The sequence below is a fragment of the Pseudomonas sp. GW822-FHT02D10 genome (genome assembly GCF_058802345.1).
On the sequence record NZ_JBXAOB010000003.1, the window covers coordinates 42,051 to 64,851 of the forward strand.

10 protein-coding genes are annotated in these 22,801 nt (G+C 60.2%); 6 read left to right on the forward strand and 4 right to left on the reverse strand.

Annotated elements, in window-relative coordinates:
• The first annotated feature begins 158 nt into the window (after positions 1 to 158).
• Genes AC1RPZ_RS05975 through AC1RPZ_RS06000 form a run of 6 tightly spaced genes read left to right on the forward strand, consistent with a single transcriptional unit; the run spans position 159 to position 6,866 of the window.
• Positions 159 to 884 (forward strand): RDD family protein, encoded by a 726-nt coding sequence (locus AC1RPZ_RS05975; protein WP_493135782.1) that lies wholly within the window; start codon positions 159 to 161, stop codon positions 882 to 884.
• Complete coding sequence (locus AC1RPZ_RS05980; protein WP_493135784.1) at positions 881 to 1,861, forward strand: stage II sporulation protein M; 981 nt, start codon at positions 881 to 883, stop codon at positions 1,859 to 1,861. The genes AC1RPZ_RS05975 and AC1RPZ_RS05980 overlap by 4 nt, the downstream gene beginning before the upstream one ends.
• Entirely contained in the window at positions 1,848 to 3,386 is a 1,539-nt protein-coding gene (locus AC1RPZ_RS05985; RefSeq protein WP_493135786.1) for a DUF4129 domain-containing protein, read from the forward strand. Before AC1RPZ_RS05980 ends, AC1RPZ_RS05985 begins: the two co-directional genes overlap by 14 nt.
• Entirely contained in the window at positions 3,383 to 4,543 is a 1,161-nt protein-coding gene (locus AC1RPZ_RS05990) for a DUF4350 domain-containing protein (RefSeq protein ID WP_493135788.1), read from the forward strand. The genes AC1RPZ_RS05985 and AC1RPZ_RS05990 overlap by 4 nt, the downstream gene beginning before the upstream one ends.
• The gene (locus AC1RPZ_RS05995) at positions 4,540 to 5,541 is read left to right on the forward strand and encodes an AAA family ATPase (protein ID WP_493135790.1); all 1,002 of its coding nucleotides are present in this window, start codon (positions 4,540 to 4,542) and stop codon (positions 5,539 to 5,541) included. Before AC1RPZ_RS05990 ends, AC1RPZ_RS05995 begins: the two co-directional genes overlap by 4 nt.
• A complete protein-coding gene (locus AC1RPZ_RS06000; protein WP_493135792.1) occupies positions 5,538 to 6,866 on the forward strand; it encodes a DUF58 domain-containing protein in 1,329 nt (442 codons plus the stop codon). The genes AC1RPZ_RS05995 and AC1RPZ_RS06000 overlap by 4 nt, the downstream gene beginning before the upstream one ends.
• 23 nt (positions 6,867 to 6,889) lie before the next feature.
• On the opposite strand, the gene AC1RPZ_RS06005 is transcribed toward AC1RPZ_RS06000, so the two are convergent.
• The 4 genes from AC1RPZ_RS06005 to AC1RPZ_RS06020 all read right to left on the reverse strand — a co-directional run bounded on the left by AC1RPZ_RS06005 (position 6,890) and on the right by AC1RPZ_RS06020 (position 22,764).
• A complete protein-coding gene (locus AC1RPZ_RS06005) occupies positions 6,890 to 11,608 on the reverse strand; it encodes an Ig-like domain-containing protein (RefSeq protein ID WP_493135794.1) in 4,719 nt (1,572 codons plus the stop codon).
• A gap of 48 nt (positions 11,609 to 11,656) precedes the next feature.
• Positions 11,657 to 15,787 carry a Tc toxin subunit A-related protein gene (locus tag AC1RPZ_RS06010; RefSeq protein WP_493135796.1) on the reverse strand — a complete coding sequence of 1,377 codons (4,131 nt, stop codon included), beginning with the start codon at positions 15,785 to 15,787 and terminating at the stop codon, positions 11,657 to 11,659.
• A 47-nt stretch (positions 15,788 to 15,834) separates the two neighbouring features.
• Entirely contained in the window at positions 15,835 to 19,488 is a 3,654-nt protein-coding gene (locus AC1RPZ_RS06015) for a Tc toxin subunit A (RefSeq protein ID WP_493135798.1), read from the reverse strand.
• Between the two features lie 156 nt (positions 19,489 to 19,644).
• On the reverse strand, positions 19,645 to 22,764 hold the full coding sequence (locus AC1RPZ_RS06020; RefSeq protein ID WP_493135800.1) for a hypothetical protein: 3,120 nt from the start codon (positions 22,762 to 22,764) through the stop codon (positions 19,645 to 19,647).
• Positions 22,765 to 22,801 lie beyond the last annotated feature (37 nt).

Below are 22,801 nucleotides of genomic sequence, written 5' to 3' on the forward strand. Positions count from 1 at the left end.
ACGGGCGAAGTCTAGGCGCTCGAGCGCGGCGCCGACCAGCAATCTTGCTATTCAAGCATTTCTCGTTGATACCTTGTCATACATAGTTATGTCGTTAGCGCGACGAAGGCTGCTAGCATCGAAACCGTATTGAATCCCGACCAGGCACCAGGTTGCTCATGCGCAAGAATTCGGCACTGCCAAGGAAAGCAACGCTGCCCCCGCCACTGGACACGCGGTATCAGGTGGAAACGCCGGAAGGCATCGACCTGCCACTGCGACCTGCCGGGTTGATGCCCCGTGTACTGGCGTTTTCCATCGACCTCGGAGTGCGCGGGCTGGTGCTGGGCCTGCTGTTTATAGCGCTGGCCTTTCTGGGAAAACTCGGTATCGGGCTGGGCTCGATGCTGCTGTTTCTGGTCAGCTGGTGGTACATGGTGCTGTTCGAAGTCCTCAACCAGGGCTGCTCGCCCGGTAAACAGCTGATGGGGCTGCGCGTCGTACATGACGATGGAACGCCCGTTGGCTGGTCAGCCTCGCTGATCCGCAACCTGTTGCGGTTCGTCGACATGCTGCCGTTCGGCTACAGCCTCGGCGCCATCAGTTGCCTGCAGCATCCGACTTTCAAACGGCTGGGCGATATTGCCGCCGGCACGCTGGTGATCTACCGCGAACAACCGGTCACCCGACCACAGATTCCGCTGGCCTTGGCGCTGCCCCCACCTTTTGCGCTGACCCTCAATGAGCAACGCGCGGTGCTGGGTTTCGTCGAGCGTCAGACGGAGCTCTCCAGCGAACGGGTCAATGAGCTGGCCGCCATCCTCGCCGAGCCACTCCACGTTTCACCGTCCCACGCGGTCGCCGAACTCAATGGCATCGCTCGCGGTTTGCTGGGGCCGGCATGAAGCAGAGTCTTTTCGAAAGTCGCCATCAACCTGAGTGGGATCGGTTCTCCCAAAGGCTCGATCTGCTTGAGCGCGGAAAAACCGACCCCAATGACCGCGCCTCGTTCCCCAAGGATTACCGACGGTTGTGCCAGCACCTCGCGCTGGCCCAGGAGCGCGGCTACAGCAGCTATCTGATCGATCCCTTGCAACAGCTTGTATTACGTGGGCACCAACAACTTTATCGGTATCGCAGCCGGGTCGGCGCCCATCTGCTGGCCTTTGTCCTTGCCGATTTCCCTCGACTGGTCCGTGCGCAATGGCCCTTTGTGCTGGTCTCAAGCCTGCTGTTTTTCGGCTCGTTGATCGGTATCGGTTTGCTGGTGTACCTGTTCCCCGAGCTGGTCTACAGCCTGGTTCCGGTCGAACAGGTTTCCGAGATGCAAAGCATGTACGACCCAATGGCCGGTCACCTGGGGCGCGCGGCAGAACGTGCCGCCAGTGATGACTGGGTGATGTTCGGCTATTACATCATGCACAACATCGGCATCGCCTTTCAGACCTTCGCCAGCGGTTTGTTGTTTGGCCTGGGTAGCGTGTTTTTCCTGTTCGTCAACGGTTTGATGATCGGTGCGGTTGCTGGCCATCTGACGCACATCGGCTACGGGGAAAACTTCTGGTCATTCGTCATCGGCCATGGTGCCTTCGAACTCAGCGCCATCGCCCTGGCCGGTGCGGCAGGTCTGCAACTGGGCTGGGCGCTGATCGCTCCCGGCCGTTTGCCACGCGGTGAAGCGCTGCGCCTGGCGGCTCGCAAGAGCGTATTGATGATCTGCGGCGTCATGCTGTTTCTACTGATTGCCGCCTTTATCGAAGCCTACTGGTCATCCCGTACCGAACCTGCGCCGCTGATCAAATACCTGGTGGGTGCTGTCCTTTGGGTGCTGGTGGCGATTTACCTGATAGTTGCCGGACGCACACGCCATGCGCCTGACTGACGCCAGCGTGGTCATTCGCCCTCGTACCACTTGGGAAGCCATGGACCTCGGCGTTCTGCTGAGTCAGCAACATCGCCGCCTGTTGATGACCAGTTGGGCCATCGTCACACTGCCGGTTTTCGCCCTGCTGAGCCTATTGCTGTGGGACTCACCGTCGATTGCCGTGCTGCTGTTCTGGTGGTTGAAACCGGCCTTCGAACGGCTGCCGCTGTACATCCTCTCCAGCGCCCTGTTCGGCGAAACCCCGACCTTGAAGCAGGCGCTGCGCCAATGGCCGCGCCTGCTCAAACCACAGTTGCTGGCCAGCCTGACCTGGCGCCGCTTTGATCTGAGCCGCAGCTTCATCATGCCTGTCGTGCAACTTGAAGGGCTCAGCGGTCTGGCACGCCAACAGCGTCTGGCCGTACTGCAACAACACGATGCCGGCGCCGCACGCTGGCTGACGCTGATCGGCTCTCATCTGGAAGCGGCCTTGTGGATCGGTCTGATGGTGCTGTTCTATCTCTTGCTGCCAGCGCAAATCGAACTGACCTGGGACTGGCAAACGCTGATCGCCAGCACGGAGCAAGACTGGCTTTGGCTGGACCACCTGATCAATGGGTTTTATGCGCTGATCCTGATTCTCTGGGAACCGATCTATGTCGCCTGCGGATTCAGCTTGTACCTGAACCGCCGCACCCGGCTCGAAGCCTGGGACATAGAACTGGTGTTCCGTCGCCTGCGCCAACGCCTGAGCAGCGTCGCGACCTGCCTGCTGATGGTCGGGCTGCTCTGGTTGCCCTCAGCGCAGCCGCTCTGGGCCGCCGAACCCGCCGATGCACCGGACAGCCCGCGCCTGCTCCAGCAACCGCTCACCAGTCAGGCCGCCAGCAACAGCATCAAAGCCATACTCGACACACCACCGTTCAAGAATCCGCAAACCGTCACCCACTATCGCTTCGGTGAGGAAAAACCCGATCAACCCGCCAACACTGAAACACCGGGCTGGCTCAAAAAGTTTTTCGCACTGCTCGACAGTCAGCACTTCGCCAGCCTTGCGCGGGTCATCGAGGTGCTGCTGTGGGCGTGTGTCATCGGCGCTATCGCGCTACTGATCTGGCGCTACCGCGATTGGCTGCGGACCTTTGTCAGTCGCCGTCCGAGACTGCGCACCACGCCCGCACATCCAGCACCGCCGCAATTATTTGGCCTTGATCTGCGCCGCGAAACCCTGCCAGACGATATCGCCGCCAGCGTTGAAAACCTTTGGCTGACTCAGCCTCGTGAAGCCCTCGGGTTGCTCTATCGAGCCTTGCTCAGCCGTTTGCTGCACGACTTCGATCTGCCACTCAAAGCCGCTGACACCGAAGGTCAAGTGCTGGAACGTGTCCAGCAGTTGCAACAACCGGCCCTGCAAGCCTTCAGCAACACATTGACCGTGCACTGGCAGAACATGGCCTACGGGCATCGCCTGCCACCGGCGCACCTGCAACAGGAACTGTGTGACGAGTGGCGAGCATTATTCGGCCCGGGAGCAGCGCGTTGAACCGGCGGCTACTGATCCTTGGCCTGCTGATCGCCGGGCTGCTCGGTGCCTTGGGCGTTTATCTGTACCAGCAGGCCACGCCCTATCAGGAAGTCATCGACCACGGCCCTTCCCCCGAAGCCCGAGCCAACCCGTATCTGGCGGCCGAACACTTCTTGCGTCAACAAGGGCTGACCGTCACTCACGCCAACAGCCTGGACATCCTGCCGCTGCTGGAACCGCGTCAGCACAGCCTGTTACTGCTCGGCGATCGCGCCAACATGACCCCGCGCCAGGCCGATCAAGTGCTGAACTGGACCCGCGCCGGTGGACGTTTGCTGTTTGTGGCCGAAGCCTTGTGGGATGAAAAAGCCGGCAAGAGTGGCGACCTGCTGCTCGACCGTGTGCAACTGCATCAATCCATGAGCAAGGACCTCACCGGCCCACCGCCTGAGGCCGAAGCGGATCCTTACCCGAACCTGACCAAACTCTATCTCGAAGACGAAGACACTCCGGCCTACGCCAGCTTCGATCCGCAGTTCCATCTCGAAGACCCGAAAAACCTCGCCCAATCCTGGGCCAACAGCGCGTTGGCCACCCACATGACGCAACTCAACTATGGCTTGGGTTCCATCACGGTGGTCACCGACGCCGAACTGTGGAAAACCCCGAACATCGGTCAATACGACAATGCCTGGCTGCTCTGGTACCTGTATTCGGACACGGGCGTGACCCTGCTGTTCACTATCGATCACGACAACCTGCTGACCTTGCTGCTGCGTTATTTCCCTCAGGCACTGGTGGCGCTCGCCGCGTTGATGGGCCTGTGGATCTGGCATGTCGGGTTACGTCAGGGACCCTTGCAGGCACCGGCCCCTAAAGGCCGCCGACAACTTCAGGAGCACCTGCGCGCCAGCGCTGACTTCATGTTGCGGCGCAGCGGCCAGCACAGCCTGCTACTGGGCCTGCAACACGACGTATTGCGCCGCGCCCGGCACCGTCACCCAGGCTTCGAACAACTCGGCGTTGCCGAACAATGGCAAGTGCTCGCACGCCTGACCGGTCAACCGACTCGCGCCATCAGCCAGGCACTCGGCCCGCGGCCCAAACAGCGGTTGTCCAGCGCTGAATTCAGCCGTCAGGTCGCCCACCTGCAAACCCTCAGGAATGCCTTATGAACGAACCCATCGAGCCCACCGGCCAGACCCATGCTGCCCAACAACGCCAGCGCGCCAGCCAACTCGCGCAGGCTGTACGCCTTGAGTTGCAAAAGGCGGTGATCGGCCAGGACACGGTGATCGACGATGTGCTCACCGCGTTGATTGCTGGCGGCCATGTGCTGCTTGAAGGCGTTCCGGGGCTGGGCAAGACCTTGCTGGTGCGCGCCCTCGCCCGTTGCTTTGGTGGCGAGTTTGCGCGAATTCAATTCACCCCGGACCTGATGCCCAGCGACGTGACCGGGCATGCCGTGTATGACCTGCAAACCGAGCAGTTCAAATTGCGTAAAGGCCCGCTGTTCACCAACCTGCTGCTGGCCGACGAAATCAACCGCGCACCGGCGAAAACCCAGGCCGCGCTGCTCGAAGCCATGCAGGAACGCCAGGTCACCCTTGAGGGCCGCGCCCTGCCGATTGCGCAACCGTTCATGGTGCTGGCGACGCAAAACCCGATCGAACAGGAAGGCACTTACCCCCTACCCGAAGCGGAGCTCGACCGTTTCATGCTCAAGGTGCGCATGGACTACCCCGACGCCGATCAGGAGCTGAACATGGTCCGTCAGGTCAGCCGCTCGACCCGCGCCGACATGCTCGACGTGCAACCGTTGCGCACTGTTCTGCAAGCCAAGGATGTACTGGCTTTGCAACGGATCGCCAGCGACCTGCCGCTGGACGAACAGGTTCTGGACTACGCCGTACGCCTGGCCCGCACCACCCGCAACTGGCCCGGCCTGACCCTCGGCGCCGGCCCACGGGCGACGATTGCCCTAGTGCGGGTAGCACGGGCACGGGCGCTGCTGCGCGGTGGCGAATTCGTGATCCCGGATGACATCAAAGGCTGCGCGCTGGCGGTATTGCGCCATCGGGTGCGAATCGCCCCGGAACTGGACATCGAAGGGCTGGAGGTCGATCAGGTGCTCAGGCAACTGCTCGATCAGGTTCCGGCGCCACGCGTGTGAAACCCTCCCGCCTCTTGCTGATCTGGCTCGCAGCCCTGCTGGGTTTGAGCATCGTGCTCGGCACATTCCGGGCGCTGGGCGTCAGTGTTGCGCCGAGCCTGTTGTCGATCAACTGGGGCTTGCTGCTGGCGCTTTTACTGCTGGCGCTGTTCGACGCCGTTCGGCTCACGCGCCTGCCTTCGCCCAAGGTGCAACGTCAGATGCCCGGCAGCCTTGCGCTTGGGCGCTGGAGCGAGGTGCGCGTCGACATTCAGCACGACTACCCGCAGCCACTGAAGGTGCAACTGTTCGACCACGTTCCCGACGGCCTGAGCTTCGAACACCTGCCGCAATCGGTCGAACTGCAACCCGGCCAACACAGCCAGATCAGCTATCGGTTGCGCCCCCTGCGGCGCGGCCATTTCAGCTTCGATCGCTGCGAAATCAACCTGCCCAGCCCATTCGGCTTATGGTCCTTGCGCCGCTACCTGAGCGTCACCGACAGCACCCGCGTCTACCCGGATTTCGCCCGCCTGTACGGCGCGCAGTTACTGGCCGTCGACAACTGGCTCAGCCAGCTCGGCGTGCGCCAGCGGCAACGTCGCGGGTTGGGTCTGGAGTTTCATCAGCTGCGCGAATTTCGCGAAGGCGACAGCCTGCGCCAAATCGACTGGAAAGCCACCGCCCGCCAACGCACACCGATTGCCCGCGAGTACCAGGACGAGCGCGACCAGCAGATCATTCTCATGCTCGACTGCGGCCGCCGGATGCGCAGCCAGGACGGTGAACTGGCGCATTTCGACCATGCGCTCAATGCCTGCCTGCTGCTCAGCTACGTGGCGTTACGTCAGGGTGATGCGGTGGGCCTCTGCACGTTCGCGGGCGATCAACAACGTTACCTGGCGCCCATCAAAGGCCCCGAACAACTCAAGGTGCTGCTCAACGCAGTCTATGACCTCGACAGCAGCCAACGCCCGGCCGATTACCAGGCCGCCGTCAGTCAACTGCTGGCTCGTCAGAAGCGCAGGGCGCTGGTGGTACTGGTGACCAACCTGCGGGATGAAGACGACGAACTGCTGAGCGCCGTCAAACGACTGGGCAAACAGCATCGCGTACTGGTCGCCAGTTTGCGCGAAGAGGTACTCGACACGGTGCGACAAACGCCGGTGCACACCCTGGACGACGCCCTTGCCTATTGCGGCACGGTGGACTACTTGAACGCCAGGGCCGAACTCCATGAGCGGTTGAGTGCTCATGGAGTGCCGGTGCTGGACGCGCGGCCCGGGGAGTTGGGGGCCGAGCTGGTGACACGGTATTTGAGTTGGAAGAAGGCTGGGGGGCTTTGAATGAACGATGAAATCTTACGCTGTTAAACCGCGTCAGGATCGCTCAGAACGTTTCCTTCCCCTGCCCCAAGATCGGCCTCACGCACAGTGAACTCAACACCTCTTGAACCCATCAATTCGGGAGTCGAGATGGATACGGCGAACGATGTCCCAATCGGCGCATTCGTTGTCATCATCCAAATGCAACTGTTGGGAGGACTGATGGGGATCAAGGTTCCACCTGGAGGGGTGAAGTGAACATCGGATCGAGAACTCGATATAGAAAATTGGTATCCGTACATATCCAGAGGTACCAACATGTTCAACTTTATCTCTTTGGTGTGATACGCCGATCTCTTGATTTGAATGGCTGTGGGTAAAAGCTCATTGTCCAAGTACAGAATGGTGGGCTTGGCCAAAGGACTATCCAATGCTGTCACCCAAATGTTCATCGACAACGTCGGCGCAGGCGTTTGGCCGTTGACTACTTTCGCGGTAACCGTCGCCAAACCACCTACTGGGAGTTCTGTCGGCGTTAACGTGCAAGAAGCCCATCCATCAGCGCTGACGGGCGACGTGCTGTCCTCCATCCCGGGATAACTCCAGATCACCTGTTCGTCCCTTGCCCCTCCCTCTAACCGGGCCTCAACCGTGACAGACTGCCCCAGCAACACCAGTATCCGGGGAGATACCTTCATCTCCACTATAGAAACGGGTTTTACGATTTTGAAATCCAGCGATTTTCGACTGTCGAACCCCGTAAATGCCGTAAATGCCGTAAATGCCGTAAGCCTATGCGTCCCCAACTCTACGGGCTTGAAGGTTATCTGCGATTTTCCATCCACGCCTGTAGTGGTGTCAGGCAAGCTCAATCCCGGAAACGCCCACCGGACTCTTATCCCCCCAACAGGCTGGCCGTCGGCACGGAAAACTACTGTCACCACAGCATCGGCTTCTTGCCCCAGCTGAATACTCGATTCAGGACTGGTCAACGTCTTGATCACTGGCACCACCCCGCCATACACCAACTGCGCCGTATCCCAGCCCCCCTCACCGCCTTTCACCGCCGCCGACAACACTCCCTGCCCCTCGGCAGTCAGGACGAAAGTCAGCCTTGCGATCCCCTCGGCATCCGTTAGCGACGGCGACAGCACCCGACCTGCGTACTCCCACATGACCTCAACGCCTTTCAGCGGCATACCCGTCCTGCTGGAGACCACCTTGGCCAGTGCGTGAACCTGCGACTCCCATTCCACAGGCCACTTGTCGTTATCGCCTTCATAAAGCTCACTGATCTTGCGTGGCTCGTTCATTGTAAAAGTCAGCGACAGAGTGTCCGAATGCAGCTCATCCCCCACCGTCGCCGTCAGCTCAGCGGCCCCCGGGTTTTTTGGCATGAAATGAATCCTGGCCACGCCATAGAAGTCAGTCACCGCTGTCACCACCCCCAGGTCGGGGCTGCGCCAGGTCACGGTCCAGCCGGCCATCGGCTTGCCGCTGATGGCAGACACCACCGTGACCTGTTCATACAGCGCCTGCCCCCAATCCAGAGTCTGATCAACACGATGGCTGACGATGATCTTCAAGATTTGCCCGCCGCTGCCCAGCGACAACGCATTGGCCGGTGACAGGTTCTGCAGTCTCGACGCGGCCAGACGCAACGCAAAACTCCTGTCATTCAGATCGCCACATCTGAACGTGTAGATCAAGCCTTTGCTGGTCAACAATCGCGGCACGCCTAGCGCCGGCGTCAGGAAATTGATGCCAAGTGCAGCAGGGCCGGTGCCGGTTAGCCCCAACGTTACGTATTGATCCAGCAACGGACTGCCTCTTGGCGCCAACAACTCCATAGTGTGCTCCCCCTTGCGCCGTGGGAAATACGTCTTGGCCCCCCAGGTTTCGGCGGGTTTGCGATCAAACTGAACGACAAGCCCCTTCCACGGGTCGCTGGCCAGTGCGTTGACCGTCATGGCGCGCTTGTCCTGATAGTCGTCATAAGCGCTAAAAACGAGCGCCTCGACGTTGTGCTGTTGCGCGGTTGCCGGCGCCAAGCCATAACCGGACCAACCGTTCGCATCGGTATCCACGTCAGCCGAAGCCCCCACCGCCGTCCACTTCACCGGCACCTGCGCTACCGGCTGGCGGGTGAAACTGGAGATCACCTGCACCCACTGCCACGCCCGGTCCTGCCCGACGACCGGATCCACAGCCGCTTCGCGCAGCGTCTCGATCCGGACTTTGTTGTGTGCCAGTTGCATCAGATTGGCGGTGAACGTCAGCTTGAGCTGAGACAGCTCCAGCGCCAGTGAAAACTGGCCCGTCTTCTGACTGACGGTGAAGTTCAGCGCCCAGGCCGCGCCCCCGGCGTTGATGGCCTGCGGAAGGTTCAATGCCGGTGTCACCGTTGCCCCCAGCTCATTGGCAGGCGTACCCGACCACTTCAACATTAAATCCAATCCGATTAGCGGGCTCAGGGCATGGGGCAAAAAGTTAAATTGATGAAGCGCCCCCAGACACGGAAAGAGCGTCTGGTTGCCCACCGTGGCCAACACCTGATCGAGCGCGATACGCCCCTCATCCGCCAGATTTTCCGAGAGCAAGCGCCCGGACAGCTCCCGAGCGCCCGATACCACATCACTCGTGAGCGTCAACTCGAACAAGCCACTGCGGCTGGCGCTGGACTCGGAGCTCAACCGCCATTCCCAACCACCTGCCGGCGTAGCTGTCGGCGCCCCGATGACCAATCCCAGACCCGGCTCTCCACTGCGCAAGGTCAGAGTCATGGGTTTGTCCTTCACCGGGCTGCCCGCCGTCGGCGTCACCCGGAAGGTATGCGGCTCGCCACGTCGACAAATGATACCGACGACCGCCAGGTCCACCGGCTCGCCGTCCAGATGAAACAAGACTTTGTTCTTCCACGGGCTGGTCGCCAGCGCCGTCACCGCAAACTCACGCTCAACCGGCTGCATGTCCGCGTGCGCCCTGACTTTCGCAGTGATGGTGTAGCCCCCCGCCGTCTTCGGCGTATCCAGCACGCTGGCCCAGCCGCCGGCCCCCGTGACCGTAGACACCGGGCCATTGGGCCCCACCCAGTCAACCAGGGCATTGACCACCGGATCACCGGGGCCGCTGGTGAGGATGTGCAGCACCTGCACCATCAGCAGCACACTTTCGTTTTCATCCACCACCGGGAACTTGTTGGCCTCTCGAACCTCACCGATCTCGACATTGTTGCGCGCCAGCGACATCGTTTTTTTGCTTGAAGGCCGCAACAGTTTCGAGCAGCCCAACTGCAAGTAAAACCTGCCGTCGATACGATCCTCGCAGGTCAGGCGCCAGGTCAGTTCGACGGCGCTTACCGGAACGGGCTCTTCAAGCTGCGGGCTCACCGTCACCCCCAATTCGGCCGGTGAGTCGCCTTCCCACCGCAACCACAGATCGGTTCCCAGCAACGGACTATTGGCAGGCAGTCTCAAGGTCACCGGGTATTGAGTGCCCCGATTGGGGTAACCGGTCTTCTCGTCCCATGGCGTTTGCTTGCCATCGATGACGGCCATGACCTCCTTCCAGGGGTCGGTCGCCAGTACCCGAACCTCAAACCCTTGAGTGAACACACCGCTGGCGTAGTACAGACTCTCCACCGACGCCTCGATGACAACATCACCCGCACGGCTTGGGGCGTAATCGAAGTAGGCCCACCCCTCGTCATCGGTGAGCACTGAGATTGCCTGCCGCTGCCCCTTTACCCCCCAGCTCACCGTCCGGCCGTTAAGTGCTTGACCGGTGTAGAACGACGCCACCTGAACCCCCAGGCGCACGCTTTGTGCGTACTCGACAACCGGGTAGTAGGCCGCCTCCAGCACCTCACGAAACACCAGCCGGTGATGCCCAAGCGAAGCGTTGATGCGGTAGGCGTCGGCCGTGTATTTGTTCAGCAGGTTGAAGGAAAACTCATGGGGGCCATCACCGTCGATCAGCGGGCAATAGAGCTCCCAATGGTCGTCGAGCGGATGGTCCAGCCCCCACATCGGCGTCGCGACAATGCTGCCATCCTGAGGGTTATTTTCGATGTTCAGCGACGCTGCGGTGTCGCGCCAGGCGTTGTCCGGCTTTGGCACAAAACCCAGCCGGTGGTTCGAGGTCCCGGCAGCGCCCAGACACAGGTACAACGTACGAGCCGGCGGCAGCGTCTGGTCGTCGAGTTTCAGCTGTCGCAGCACCAAGGGTTCCAGGTGCAGGCGGATCTCGATGCGGGTGATGCGGATGATCTTCTCGTACTCATCGTCTCTGCTGGCGGGGCTGAACACGCTGACACGCACCTTGTCGTTTTGTTTGAGCGGCAGCGTCAGCTCGACCTCGTATTTTTCAGGGTTGAATACCATCGGTCGATGATCGGCATATTGCTCTTTGTCCATTGGGCTATTGAGCCGCGAGCCGGCAGGCAGCGTGATCACCTGCGCAGGCTCCGGACTCCCTTCAATGCAGACCTCCAGACGACCGTCCTTGTCATGCCACGATTCGCAGAGAAAACTCAGAAAGTAACGAGCGTTTGCGCGAAGGTCTTTTGGCACCTCGATTACCTGATGGGCTGACGACTCATTCCATGTCTTCAGTAGCCGTATCGGGCTCCCTTCGTACACGTCGCCTTCGAGGCTGGTCCAACTCGGGTTAGTAGAGCCTCGAGTCCACCCCACATTGAGGGGTTGAGTAAAGTCGCCATTGAGCACCAGGCTCGCATTGGCCTGAATAATCGGTTCACTCATGATTGTCTGCTCCTGTCCCTGTCCGGTTCTGCCCGTGCGTATCGGTGATCAATCAAGCTGGAGCGGATCATCCGGATCGACGCGATTGACCAGTTCCTCGACTCGTCGCGCAAACGTCGGGTCGCCAGCTTTGGCCGTGTAATGAACGCGCAGGATGATGTCCGTCAACGACGCCAGCATGGATTTCTGTGGCTCCTTGCGGGGCCGAGGAAAGGTCAGCTGCCAACGCGATACCGTCCCCGTGCATTCGAACGGGTTGAGCAAGCCTTCATCGGGTTTCACCGTGGCCATGCCCCTGTCGCCAACGCCCACCGACAGGGCAATTTGCTGACCCGCGCGCAGGTTGAACCGCACATCGGCGGGGGCCACTGTATTACCGGGGTTATGCAGATACTCCACCGAACGGATCGACGCCTTGGTCGCCGTGATGCTCTGGGCCTGAGACAAGATGGCCTTCACATTTTCGAACGGGCCGACCAGCACCGGCAGGTCGATTTCTAGCGTGCTGATCTGCCGGCAGTAATGGCCCGGATGGTCACGATCGAAGAGCAACTGCGTGAGTTTGAAATCCAGTGTGCCGGTGTTTTTCAGGTCGAGCAGCGCAGCCGCCCAGTTATCGAAACCTTCTTGCGGGTCCACCGTATCGTTGAACAATTGCCGCAGCGAAATGGTCTTGACCAGCTCCAGACGCCGCTCATGACGGTGCAGGTATTCACGCTCCATGCGCAGCAAGTGCACCTTCAGGTGTTCGCCCGCCGTGAGGCCGTGACGTTCGTCCAGCCAGACCTGCGGCAGGGGAATCTGCGAATCGTAGTCGCCGGTCTCAAAGCTCAACGAGGCCTGGGCACTGATGCACAAGCTGACAACAGCGTCATAGGCCTGATAGTGCAAAGCCTTGAGTTGGCCCAGCAGCCAGCCGAACAGCTCGGCGTTGGTCGCGCGTTTTTTGATGAAGGTGTAGAGCGTCAGCGCGTGGGCATTGGCCCGCAGGGTTTGCCGCAAACTGGCCTTGGCCGCTTCGACGGCGTGGCGTTGCGCGGTGATTTGCGCGTCGATGGCGCGGACCTCTGCCGATGCCTGATCGCGTTGCAGTTGCCATTCGCCGCGACGGCGGCGGTAGGTTTCGGTGAGGGCGGTTCGATCGGCATGCAGGGATAAACCTGCTGCCGCAATGTCGAGCCCGGAACCCACGGCTTCAATGAACCCTGCCGGGCTCTCCACGCCAAAAGTCGTCCCAGCTTTATTAGGGATTACCGTTTTAGCCAGCCCTGCCGCCAATTTGTGCCCGATACTCGCGATTGAAGTGATTTTCGCCGCCAATATGAAGTCCATCACCTCATATTCCGCATCACTGATATTGATCTCATACCTCTTCGCATACGCCTCCGCACGCTCCTGCGCCACCGCCCGGCTCTGGCCCAACGCGGTCACGCTCGCCTCCAACTGCGCGATGGTCTGCTCCTGCACGGTCTGGGCGTAAGCCCCCAAATCCACCAGATGGCTGTGTTGCAACTCCTCCATCTCGGCCCGATCCCGTTGTTCGAGCAGGCGCAGTACCTGGTTACCATGATCCTGCAGTGTCTGCACCGCACGCAGCGCGGCCTCGAACATGACCCGCCAACGAAACGCCACCACCACCAGTTGCCCGCCCATCGGCCGCGGCGAACCGGCGCCGCCGGCCGCCAGATCCCGCAGTAACTGGTTGGGGTCCGTTGGCGGGCTGAACAGCGGAATCAGCAGCGGCTTGCCGTCGAGGGTGAGGTTGTTGCGCAGGTTATGCAGGCGGCTGCCGGGCAAGGCGAACAGCTCCAGCAATTGCTCATTGATCGGCAGTTCAAAACCTTTGACCCCCAACAGGCCCAGCTCGGGCGCCACGTCGGCCTTGGCCGGCACCTCCGCCAGGGTCAACACGAGGTTTCTTTCGAAGTGTTCCAGCGCGGGCCGAGAGCCGGCATTAGTCAACAGTTCACCGATCGTTTTCGCTTGCCAGCGGTTGACGGTTCTCGCCGTCGGGGCCTTGCCCATCAAAAACTCGGCCTGCACGTAACACAATTTGGCCGCCACCAGGCTGTCACGGGTGAGCTGGCGATAGTACCAGTCGCCCCAGGCCATCAGGTTTTTCACGTACTCGGTAAACGCCACGATTTGAAAATGCCGGGGGGCCGAATAGCCGATGGCATCTGGATCAGTCGGGGCCTCGGTTTCACAGCCCAGGTTGCCGGGGACGGTCAATGGCCGGCAGCGCCAGTAAAGGGGTTTGGGGTAGGGTTTAGGTGGCTCGGGTGGCTCAGGTTCCTTATCTGCCGGAGCCTGAGGGTCGAAAAGGTAATGCAACCACTGCTGCGCTTCCAGAAAACGGTTTTCAGCGCTTAACCGTGAAGCCACCAGGTGCGCCAGGTGAAAGAACAGCTCCCAGAAAAACAACCCGTTGGCGCCATCGAACGCACCATTGGGCTCGTCGATGGGACCTGCGGTGGGGTCCGGCTCTTGCAGATGCTGGGTCTCCCAGTCCAGCACCTTATCGACCGAAATGTTGGCGCGCTGCACCAGCTCGGGGCCGAACAACGAGTTCAGACGGACGTGTTTGAGAGTCAGCTGAGACTGGTTGAGGGTGAGAAATTGCGCGCCCTCGGCGTTGGTCTTGTCCAGCGATGGCGGGACAAACGACACAACCGTGTCCACCGTCACTACGTATTTTTTGCGACCGGATTCAGTATTTTCGGTAGAACCACCGAATGTGAAAGTGACTGGATTTGGAAAGCCGCCCGCCGACCGGCGAACGGCCATCCAGGAGGTACTCCAGCCACCGGCGTTGGAGAAGGCTCCTGTGATCGGTGCAGGATCCCCGACTACCCCATTGAGCAACGTCAAATCGAAGGTTTTGTTAACCCCTGTGGCGCCCGGTTTCGCCGCGCAAACACCTCTGACCACAAGAACATCCTGCGCGGCAACGCGTAAAACCATCGCTTGCAAGGAGTAGAACGGGGTCAAACTGCCAGCGGGGTCATTGGAGTCGGTAATCGTCGGCAGGCTCTGTCGCAAGATCGGGTGCTGCACGATGCCAGAATCGACAAAACGATGGTCCGTCAAGGGGGCCAGCCAGCCACCATCATCGTTGGCAATATGACGAAACAGGACATCGCGTACCAGATACACATCGACAGGGTTCTCAGGCGCCGGATTGCTACGATTGGTCAACAACACCCCCAACTTGCCTTTGGGGTGCCGGTCATCGACAAGCACCGTGGCAATCAACCGGCAGCCCGTCGAGACATCCTTATCCTGGTCCGCGCTGTACAAAGAAAACGGTGCCGACCAGTGCCCGTTCTGTGCCATGAACGCCAGCTGGATGTCTAGCTTGTATGGCAGAAACTCGCCCGCTTCTTTACTGACCACCCTGTCCCGCCACTCTGCCCAAACCAGACACAAACGCCCGCCCCAGAACACCGGCCGTATATCCAGCACCTTCTCCCCGGCGGGGATCTCGACCGGCTGCCATTCACTCCATGCCGCCGGGTTAATCACCTGACTACAGGGCGTCAGTTCAACCTCGGCCTTGCGCCAGTAGTACTGAAAGGGTTGCACCCGCTGCCGGCCGACAAAGTAATAGTCAGCGCGCGTGGGTGAGAGGGCGTCAGTCAATGAGGTGCCATCCATGTAACCGCTGATCACCTCCAGGTTGCAGGTTTGCTCGAACGTTTGCAGGTAACTCTTCAAGGCCACCTGCACCGAGTCGATGCTCAGGCGCGTCTGGTTCAGCTCGTTCTCAAGGGTTTTGAACAGGCTGGTCTTGCGCCGACGCACAAAAGGAGTGATGAAGTTTTCCGGGTAGATCGCGATCAGCTGCAGCGCCGCCCAATCCGGGTAGTTGCCGTAGAGCTCCCAGGTTTTCAGATCCCGTTTATCGAACTCGACGCCTGCATACCCCGGTTCCAGCTTGCGGTACACCGCATGGATGTAGTGCTGCGCACAGCTGGTGGCCTCGGCGGCCCAGGAATTTTGCACTGCAAAACTGTCCAGCGGATCCATGCGCAGGAGCTCGAACAAGTCCGCGGGGGTCCTCAGGAAATTGAATTGATCATTGGGAGGCAAGCCCTTCTTGACCTGCCCGATGCAGTACTCGACCAGGGCCGTGCGACGCTGTTCGAGCAGTCCGGCGATGTGCGTGTTGTTATCCATGATCCTTGCTCCTGAGGTATGGCCTACCCGGATGGATGGCGTTTCCTTCAACGGGACTGCGCATTGCCTGCGAACTCAATCGGTTCAAAAGGCACGCTTGTCCCGCTCTCCGTGCTTTTGACGCTAACCTCGAATGTCCCGCCCGACGGGCTTGAGACATACACCTGTGTGACCCCGTCTTTATTGGTCAACGCCTCGCTTGGCCGGACAATCGCCGCAACCGGGACCCCGATCTCTGTACTGTCAGCGGACCAGCTCACAGGCCTGTTGATCCCCGGATTTCCATACCGGTCCTTCATCACCGCAGACAGCCTGACCTCCTGACCGAAAGGTGTAATGCCATCCGGCACTTCGGATTGGAGGGGGGATGGGAAGGTCAACGTAGTTTCATCCGCACCAATCACCACACTGGGCGCTTGCTGCTTCGGATGCAGGTCCAGCCAGTAACGCGGGGCGGCGGTGCCCATGACCCTGCCTGGGGTAAACACCGCCTTGGCCACCCCGTTGACGTCGGTGGCACTCTTGTCGATGCGGCCCAGCTCGGTCTGCCAATACACAAAGACCCCGCTCAAACCCTTGCCGGTGATGTCTTTGACGGTCACCGTGAAGGTGGCTTGGTCCTCCTCGGGTCTCTTATTGGCCACCAATTCGCTGCGATCCACCACGCAGGTCGTCTTCACCGTGTGCTCAAGGGCTTCGCCGTCGTGAGGAATGAAGGGCACCGGTGGCGTCGACAAGCTGAGCAGCGCATGCTCGGCCGCCAGGGAATAGGCCGCTCCGTCGATATCCGCCGGGAGGGTGCCCATCAGGAAAATCGTCTGCGCGTCCATGCCACTGCTGTCCGCCAACACCCGAACACGCATCAGCAGATCCAGTTGCACCAGGTTTTTGATCAGTTGCTGGTCTGGATCAATGCGTTTGGCGCATTCGCGTACTTCCTGGATGCTCCAGCTGAAAAAAATCGCCAGCCGAATGGCCGCCGTCTCCTGGGCCAGACGCAAGGCATCGCCGGTCAGCGGGTCTGGCAGTGCGTTAACCTCACGCAGGTAGTCGAGCAGTTTCGCCGACGGCTGAGACCCCAGGGCGAAGGCCCGGGTCAGCACCGTCAGGTAGTACAGCGTACTCAGCGAGAACTCATATTTATTCGTGCGCCCCAGCCAGACGCGGTAGCCGTAGGCCAGGTAGTCATCCAACAGTTCTGCGCCCAGGTCCAGCTTGACCACCACCGCACTGCGGCGGCGTACATCGGCCAGCAACACCAGAAACGGATCCCCTTCCTCCTCTGCCCGCCACCGGTAGCTCGCCACCTCATCGCCTTCAGTCTTTCGTTCAAACGCTTGCCGGAGCACGTGATAAACGCTGCCCTGCGCCCAGGCGAGTACCCGCACCACCAGCTCCGACCCGAGCCCTGCGTAAACCGCCAGGCACTCGCGAACCACCGACACCTGGCCCGCTCTGGCCAGTAGCAACACACCGAGCATTTTCTCGACGATCTGCGCACGTGAGGCCTCATCGCCCTCGCCAATACCGGCCCTGACGGCCAAATCGAGCTTCTCGCGGGCGTACGTCAGGTAGTCGAGCTCGATCGCCTCCAGCTGCGTCAGCACCAAACCGTCGCTGTCCACCAGTGCCGGCAGCAAATCCAGCCAGTCGGCCCCGCCGCCCAGCGGAGGGACACCGACCATCAGTAACGCCGCATTGGAAAACAGTGCGGCGGTCAGCAGGTTGCGCAGTTGTTCGAACAACTGGCGCTCATCCGAAGACGCGGCCGCCGGCACCGTAATGGGCGCAACCACCTGCAGCATCCAGGCCATGGGCAGCGTGTGCTCATTGCACCAGCGCACACAGGCGTCCATGGCGTGGATCACGTTCAACACATCCGGTGTGGTGTCTTGCGACTGCTGCGTTTTGAGCGGGGGAACCTCGGCCAGCACGTTGAGCCAGCTGTCTCCCCCCAGCGTCATGAGCAAGACGATGGCCTCCACCGGGGTGATACCCAGCAGCTGCGGTAACTTCACCAGACGGTAAAAGCTCGAGAGCGTCGCCACGTCACGTTGCAGCGTTTGCGCCTTGCCCTGCGCCTGGGCGATGGCCTCGGCCAGGTGACGGTAAGTGTGCAGATTAATCCCCAGGCCACGGCAGAGCTGATTGACCGTCACCCCCTCCGCGCCGGGAGCAGGGAACACCGGGAAATCGCCGCCATCGAGCTTCAATGGCTCGGCAGAAAACGAGGGGGGATTGAACACCCGATCGAACAGCGAGGGCGTTTCACCGCGACCGAAGATCGACAATTGATCGATAAACACCGCGAAGTCCTCGACGGTGCAGCCGCAACGCTCGCGCAACCCTTGAAACAGGCCGATGGCGCGCAGGGTGTTTTGCGATATCCAGCACTCGTGATTGGGTGCCTGGGTGCGGGTCTCGGCATTGATGGCCGCCATGAGCAGCGCATCCACCTGCTCGGGGGGCAGTCCCAGCCATTGGTCCAGACGCAGTTTGCGGTTCATGCGGTCGTATCGTGCGTGGCTGATATCTTTGAATCGATGAAGCGCTTCGTTTGTTCTCCTGAACTCAATACTGACGGAAGGCGATTGACCTGCGTTGAGATAGACCGAACCCGACTGCGCACCACTTGGAGTTGACGGTTCGCCATCTTTCAGAGGTGCATTGGCAGACCGCACCGGAGCGAAACTTAGAATCGAGAGCAATGCTTCAAGCCCCGTAGCGTCAAGCTTTGTCCTTTCACAGAAGAACCGCACCTGGTAGATGTTCTGCCAATCCACACCCTCAGCGCCAAAGTTCAGCCGATAGAATTGCTCACGCCTATCGGGGTCCTCACTGTTAAAGGGATCCTCAGTCAACAACTCCCGCTGGTAAGGCCCCAACCGGGAGCCATGCAGTAAGGCTCGCCCTGCCTCAACGCTCCATCCATTGGGTTGCAGAAAATACGGAGAAGAGAGGTCAACCACCCGCGCCACCTCGCCCACCGACAGGTCATGCTGCCGGGCGACAAAATCAATCGTCGTCCAGTCCCGGTAGTAGGGCAGCCCATTGGGATAACGGGCCTGACTCATGGCCTCATCGAGATCATCGAGTCCCTCGCTGTGGGCCTGGATGAAGGTTTCCAGCACTGGGATGATGATGTCCACCGAGGACACCGATTGATGAACCGCGTTGAAGTCGATGAATCGCGTCGCAAGGTCTGTACGTCGCGCGTTCAACGGCATCCTTGGGAACGGGTCTGTGTCGTCAACCGGGACAGACTCGATCCGGTCCCTGATCCACTTCAACAGTTCGATCAAATACGCGACCGGAGAGGTCACGGACTCCAGCGCATCAGGCGGGCAAAGCCCATCGAAATTGATGGAAAACAAGCGCTCAAAACTCGGCCCCTCCACCCTGGACAACAGCCCGCTCAGCGGCTTGGCCACCTCCGTTTCATCCCCGGTCAACCTCTGTTCGATGAACTGACGCCGCACATAAGTAGCCAGTGCATTGGCCCGCCGCACATAGCTGTGTGCATCCTCCGGGCTCAATTTGAAGTCACGCACCAGGCCTTTTACACCCTGCTCCACCAGCGGGAACACTGATCCGCCCTGTTCGATGTACGCGCTCAGCTCGCCATACTTATTGCGCTGCTCTTCTTCAGGGAACACTTCATCAAACAACCGCTGCAAGGGGCGATCCAGTGAGGCATCCATGGCGAAACTCCTTATACCGATGACAGGTCATCCAACAGCCTCGCGAGGCCGTCGGGTGATTCAATTCAATAGCTGGATTGAGCGCCTGAGCGAAGCCAGCGTCTACTGTCATAACTGACAGTAGCGCTGACCGTTCGTCGGCAGCCTTGCCGGACGCTACTCCGAGGGTGGTGTTTGCCGTTCCACCTCGAAGCGTTCACTTTCGGCCCAGTCAGAAATAGCAAACGAATCTCCTGATCCATTGGGATAAACAATTTGAAAAAAGCGAACCCAATTCCCCCCGATCCCCAGCGCTCTTTGGGTTGTAGCCTGCCAATCCGGTTCAGCGATTTTGACGTCATCAACCAGCACATGATCAGGATCGAACCAAGCAACCAGTGCCCCTACCCCGACCCGACCTTTCCCTTCAAACACCACGGGATGGGCAACCCTAACCCCCTCTGCCGGCACATCAATCCGGGGCAGATACGAGCCCAGCAGAATCGCTCGCTCGGATGATCGGGAGTCAAAGCCATCGCGCGATTGCACAGCAATCAACTGGTGAATACCGCCCGGTCGGTCGAGTTCGACCGTCACCGACCACGTACGATCGCCAAGCACCGGGGCGCACCTCAAGACCGTCTGTGGTGCAACAGCCAACGCCACCGCAACCGTATCGCCCGGATACCCGAACCCTGAAACCACCGTCCACCGACCGACCGACTCGCCATTGGCGGGGGTTTCGATAAACGGCACCGCCGGCACCACGTTATAGGTCAGCCGGGGGCTGTCTTTGGACGGCCGTTCATCACCCAAGGTTTGCTTGGCCCGGATAGTTTTCTCCCCGATCGGCAACGACACCCAACCCTCCCAGTGACCGCTTTTGTCGACCTCAAGATCCCTGAGCAAAGGCTCCGTATTACCTTGCAACCACACCTCGACCCGGGCACCGGGCAGGCCGGTGCCTGAAAGGGTTGAGGTGCGCGGCAGATCGCCGCCCGGTGCCGGCACCTCGAATGCCGGCGGTAACACCACCACCTCGAAAAAGCAGTGGTCGCTGGGTAAGGAGTCTCGCGGGCCAATGGACTGAATGGCATCAATGGTGTACTTGCGAAACGCCAGGTCCTTGAGGTCGATTGACCACTCACCGTCGCTGGTCAGCAGCTTCGCCCCTATGAGTATTGGATGCTCTGGACTTCCGAATTGGGCGTCCCAAAGCTTCATCGTGGCCCCCTTCACCCCGTCCCGCCCTCGAACGGTCAGCTCGCGGCCCACCTCCTGATCCTTTTGAGGCTGCGTGATGACCGGCTTCAGCAGCGGCTTGTTCACGGTGAATGTTCGGGTTGCCGGCGACGAGGTTTGCCCTGCGGCGGTCTGGGTGACGGTGACCGTGTGGGTGACATCCGGGGCAAAAGGTATGTCGCGCCGGAAGGTCCAGTTGCCGCTGACGCCAGACGGGTTATGCACGATGGTGGGGCGGTCGCTGTAGACCAGATTGATCACGGCACCAGGCCAGCAGGTGCCCTTGATGGTTGGCGACAATTCGTTTTCGATCACTTCGGTGATGGCCGGTGCCAACAGAGGGATAGTCACCACCTTGGTCACCCAACGATCGGGCCAGTCCCCATTCAGGCCCTGCCTGATATGCACGTTACGCCCATTCGTCGGCCCCCACTGTGTCGTGGCCGTGCTTGACCATGCTCCGTTCCTGACCGTGGTATCTGGAAGAGCCGAAGATCCCCCGCCATCGTTGAGAAGAACGACGGTGGCACCGGTGTAGCCCTTGCCGGCGATAGTCGGTGTGTAGTTCGTGACCGTCAACACGACATCCGTCGGATCGGCCATATCCCAGGTGAACGAGAACTGAAACGGCTCCGACGCAATCCAGCCGCCGGCATTGTCGGAAACCTTCTGGATCGCCGACAGGGTGTAGCTGCCCGGTACCCAGCCCGTGGCAATGAGCTCCCAGATACCGTTTTTCACTTCGACGGTGAGCAAAACCGCATTGCCCGGCCCGCTGACTTTAGTGATCTCGACCGTGGCGCCGGTGTGACCGGCGCCTGAAAACTTCACGCGTTCATTGGGTTGAGGCGTTACGGTGACGGCCAGCCTCGCTGGGCGAATGTTGAAGCGCCGGGGAGCGCTGCGCTGGGAATGCTCATCGCTGTAAATGAATTGCTCCGCCACAAGGGAAACAGGCCCCGGCGCTACGGTGACAGTGACCTCCCAGCTTCCGTCCGCCTTCACTGGACCGGTGCCAATAACCGTGTGGTCGCCAAAATCCCTGAGAATCTCGACGGTGGCACCTACCGCACCGCCCGTTCCTGAAATCGTAAACGTCTGATTCTGTACCGTGCCTGCCCCGGGCGCCGAAATAAGAGGTGCATTGGGCGCGGGATACCGCACGGTAACGGGCACCAGGTTTGACCAGCCAATATGCTGCCCGTTGAGCGTTGCTTCCGCGCGAAAAACAAACGCCCCCTCGGGCAGGTTTTGGGTCAGTCTTACTTTCCAAGTGCCATTGACGACCGTCGCGCTGCCGTAGGACCCGCCGGCACCACCCTGCCGAAATATTGTGATGGTCGTACCGTTAGTGCCAGTTCCTGAGACCTCAGGCCGGAACTCGCGTACGACGTCGTTCGCTTTCGGAGAGGTGATGACCGCTGGCCCGGCGACTGTAATTGAATAACTCGTGCGGCTGGTATCTCCATCGTCGAACGGGACGTAGTACTGGACATAGACCGTATGGACGCCGGGGGTCAGGTCTCTTGTCCATTCATACGTCCATGAGCTGGACGAGGATGCAGTCGCGGTCCAGAAACTGAGAGTATCAACCGCTATCAGGACTCTTGCCTCAGGGTTTGTGTCTTTGGTGCCCGAGAAGGTCGGCCTCGGGCCCAGCACAGCACCGGGTTCCGGGGAAGTCAGCGTCGGTTTTTCTGCGAGGTAAAACTCCAGAAACGACCAGTTCGTCCACTCACCTCGCACATTAGCCCTGACACCAAATTTCCCTTGGCCGTTTCTCTTAGTGGCATTCTCGGTCCTGAAAAACGCACCTATTTCGTTTGTACGACCGGTATAACGCTGGCCACCGTACTGATCGTCCAACTGATAGTCATGAACGCCCCACTCCCCCACCTCAACGTAGAAGGACACAGGCGACACCAGCAGGGTGTTGCTCCAGGGGCGTAGAAATTGTGGGGTTGGTCGTGCGGTGAGTCCATCAACCTCGTGGCTGTCCTCAGCGCCTGGCGTCTCCTGACCTTGCGTCATGAGTTCTTCCTGATCATCAGACATGAAATCAGCTCCTCGGCCTTGGTAAGCGGCCAGCGGG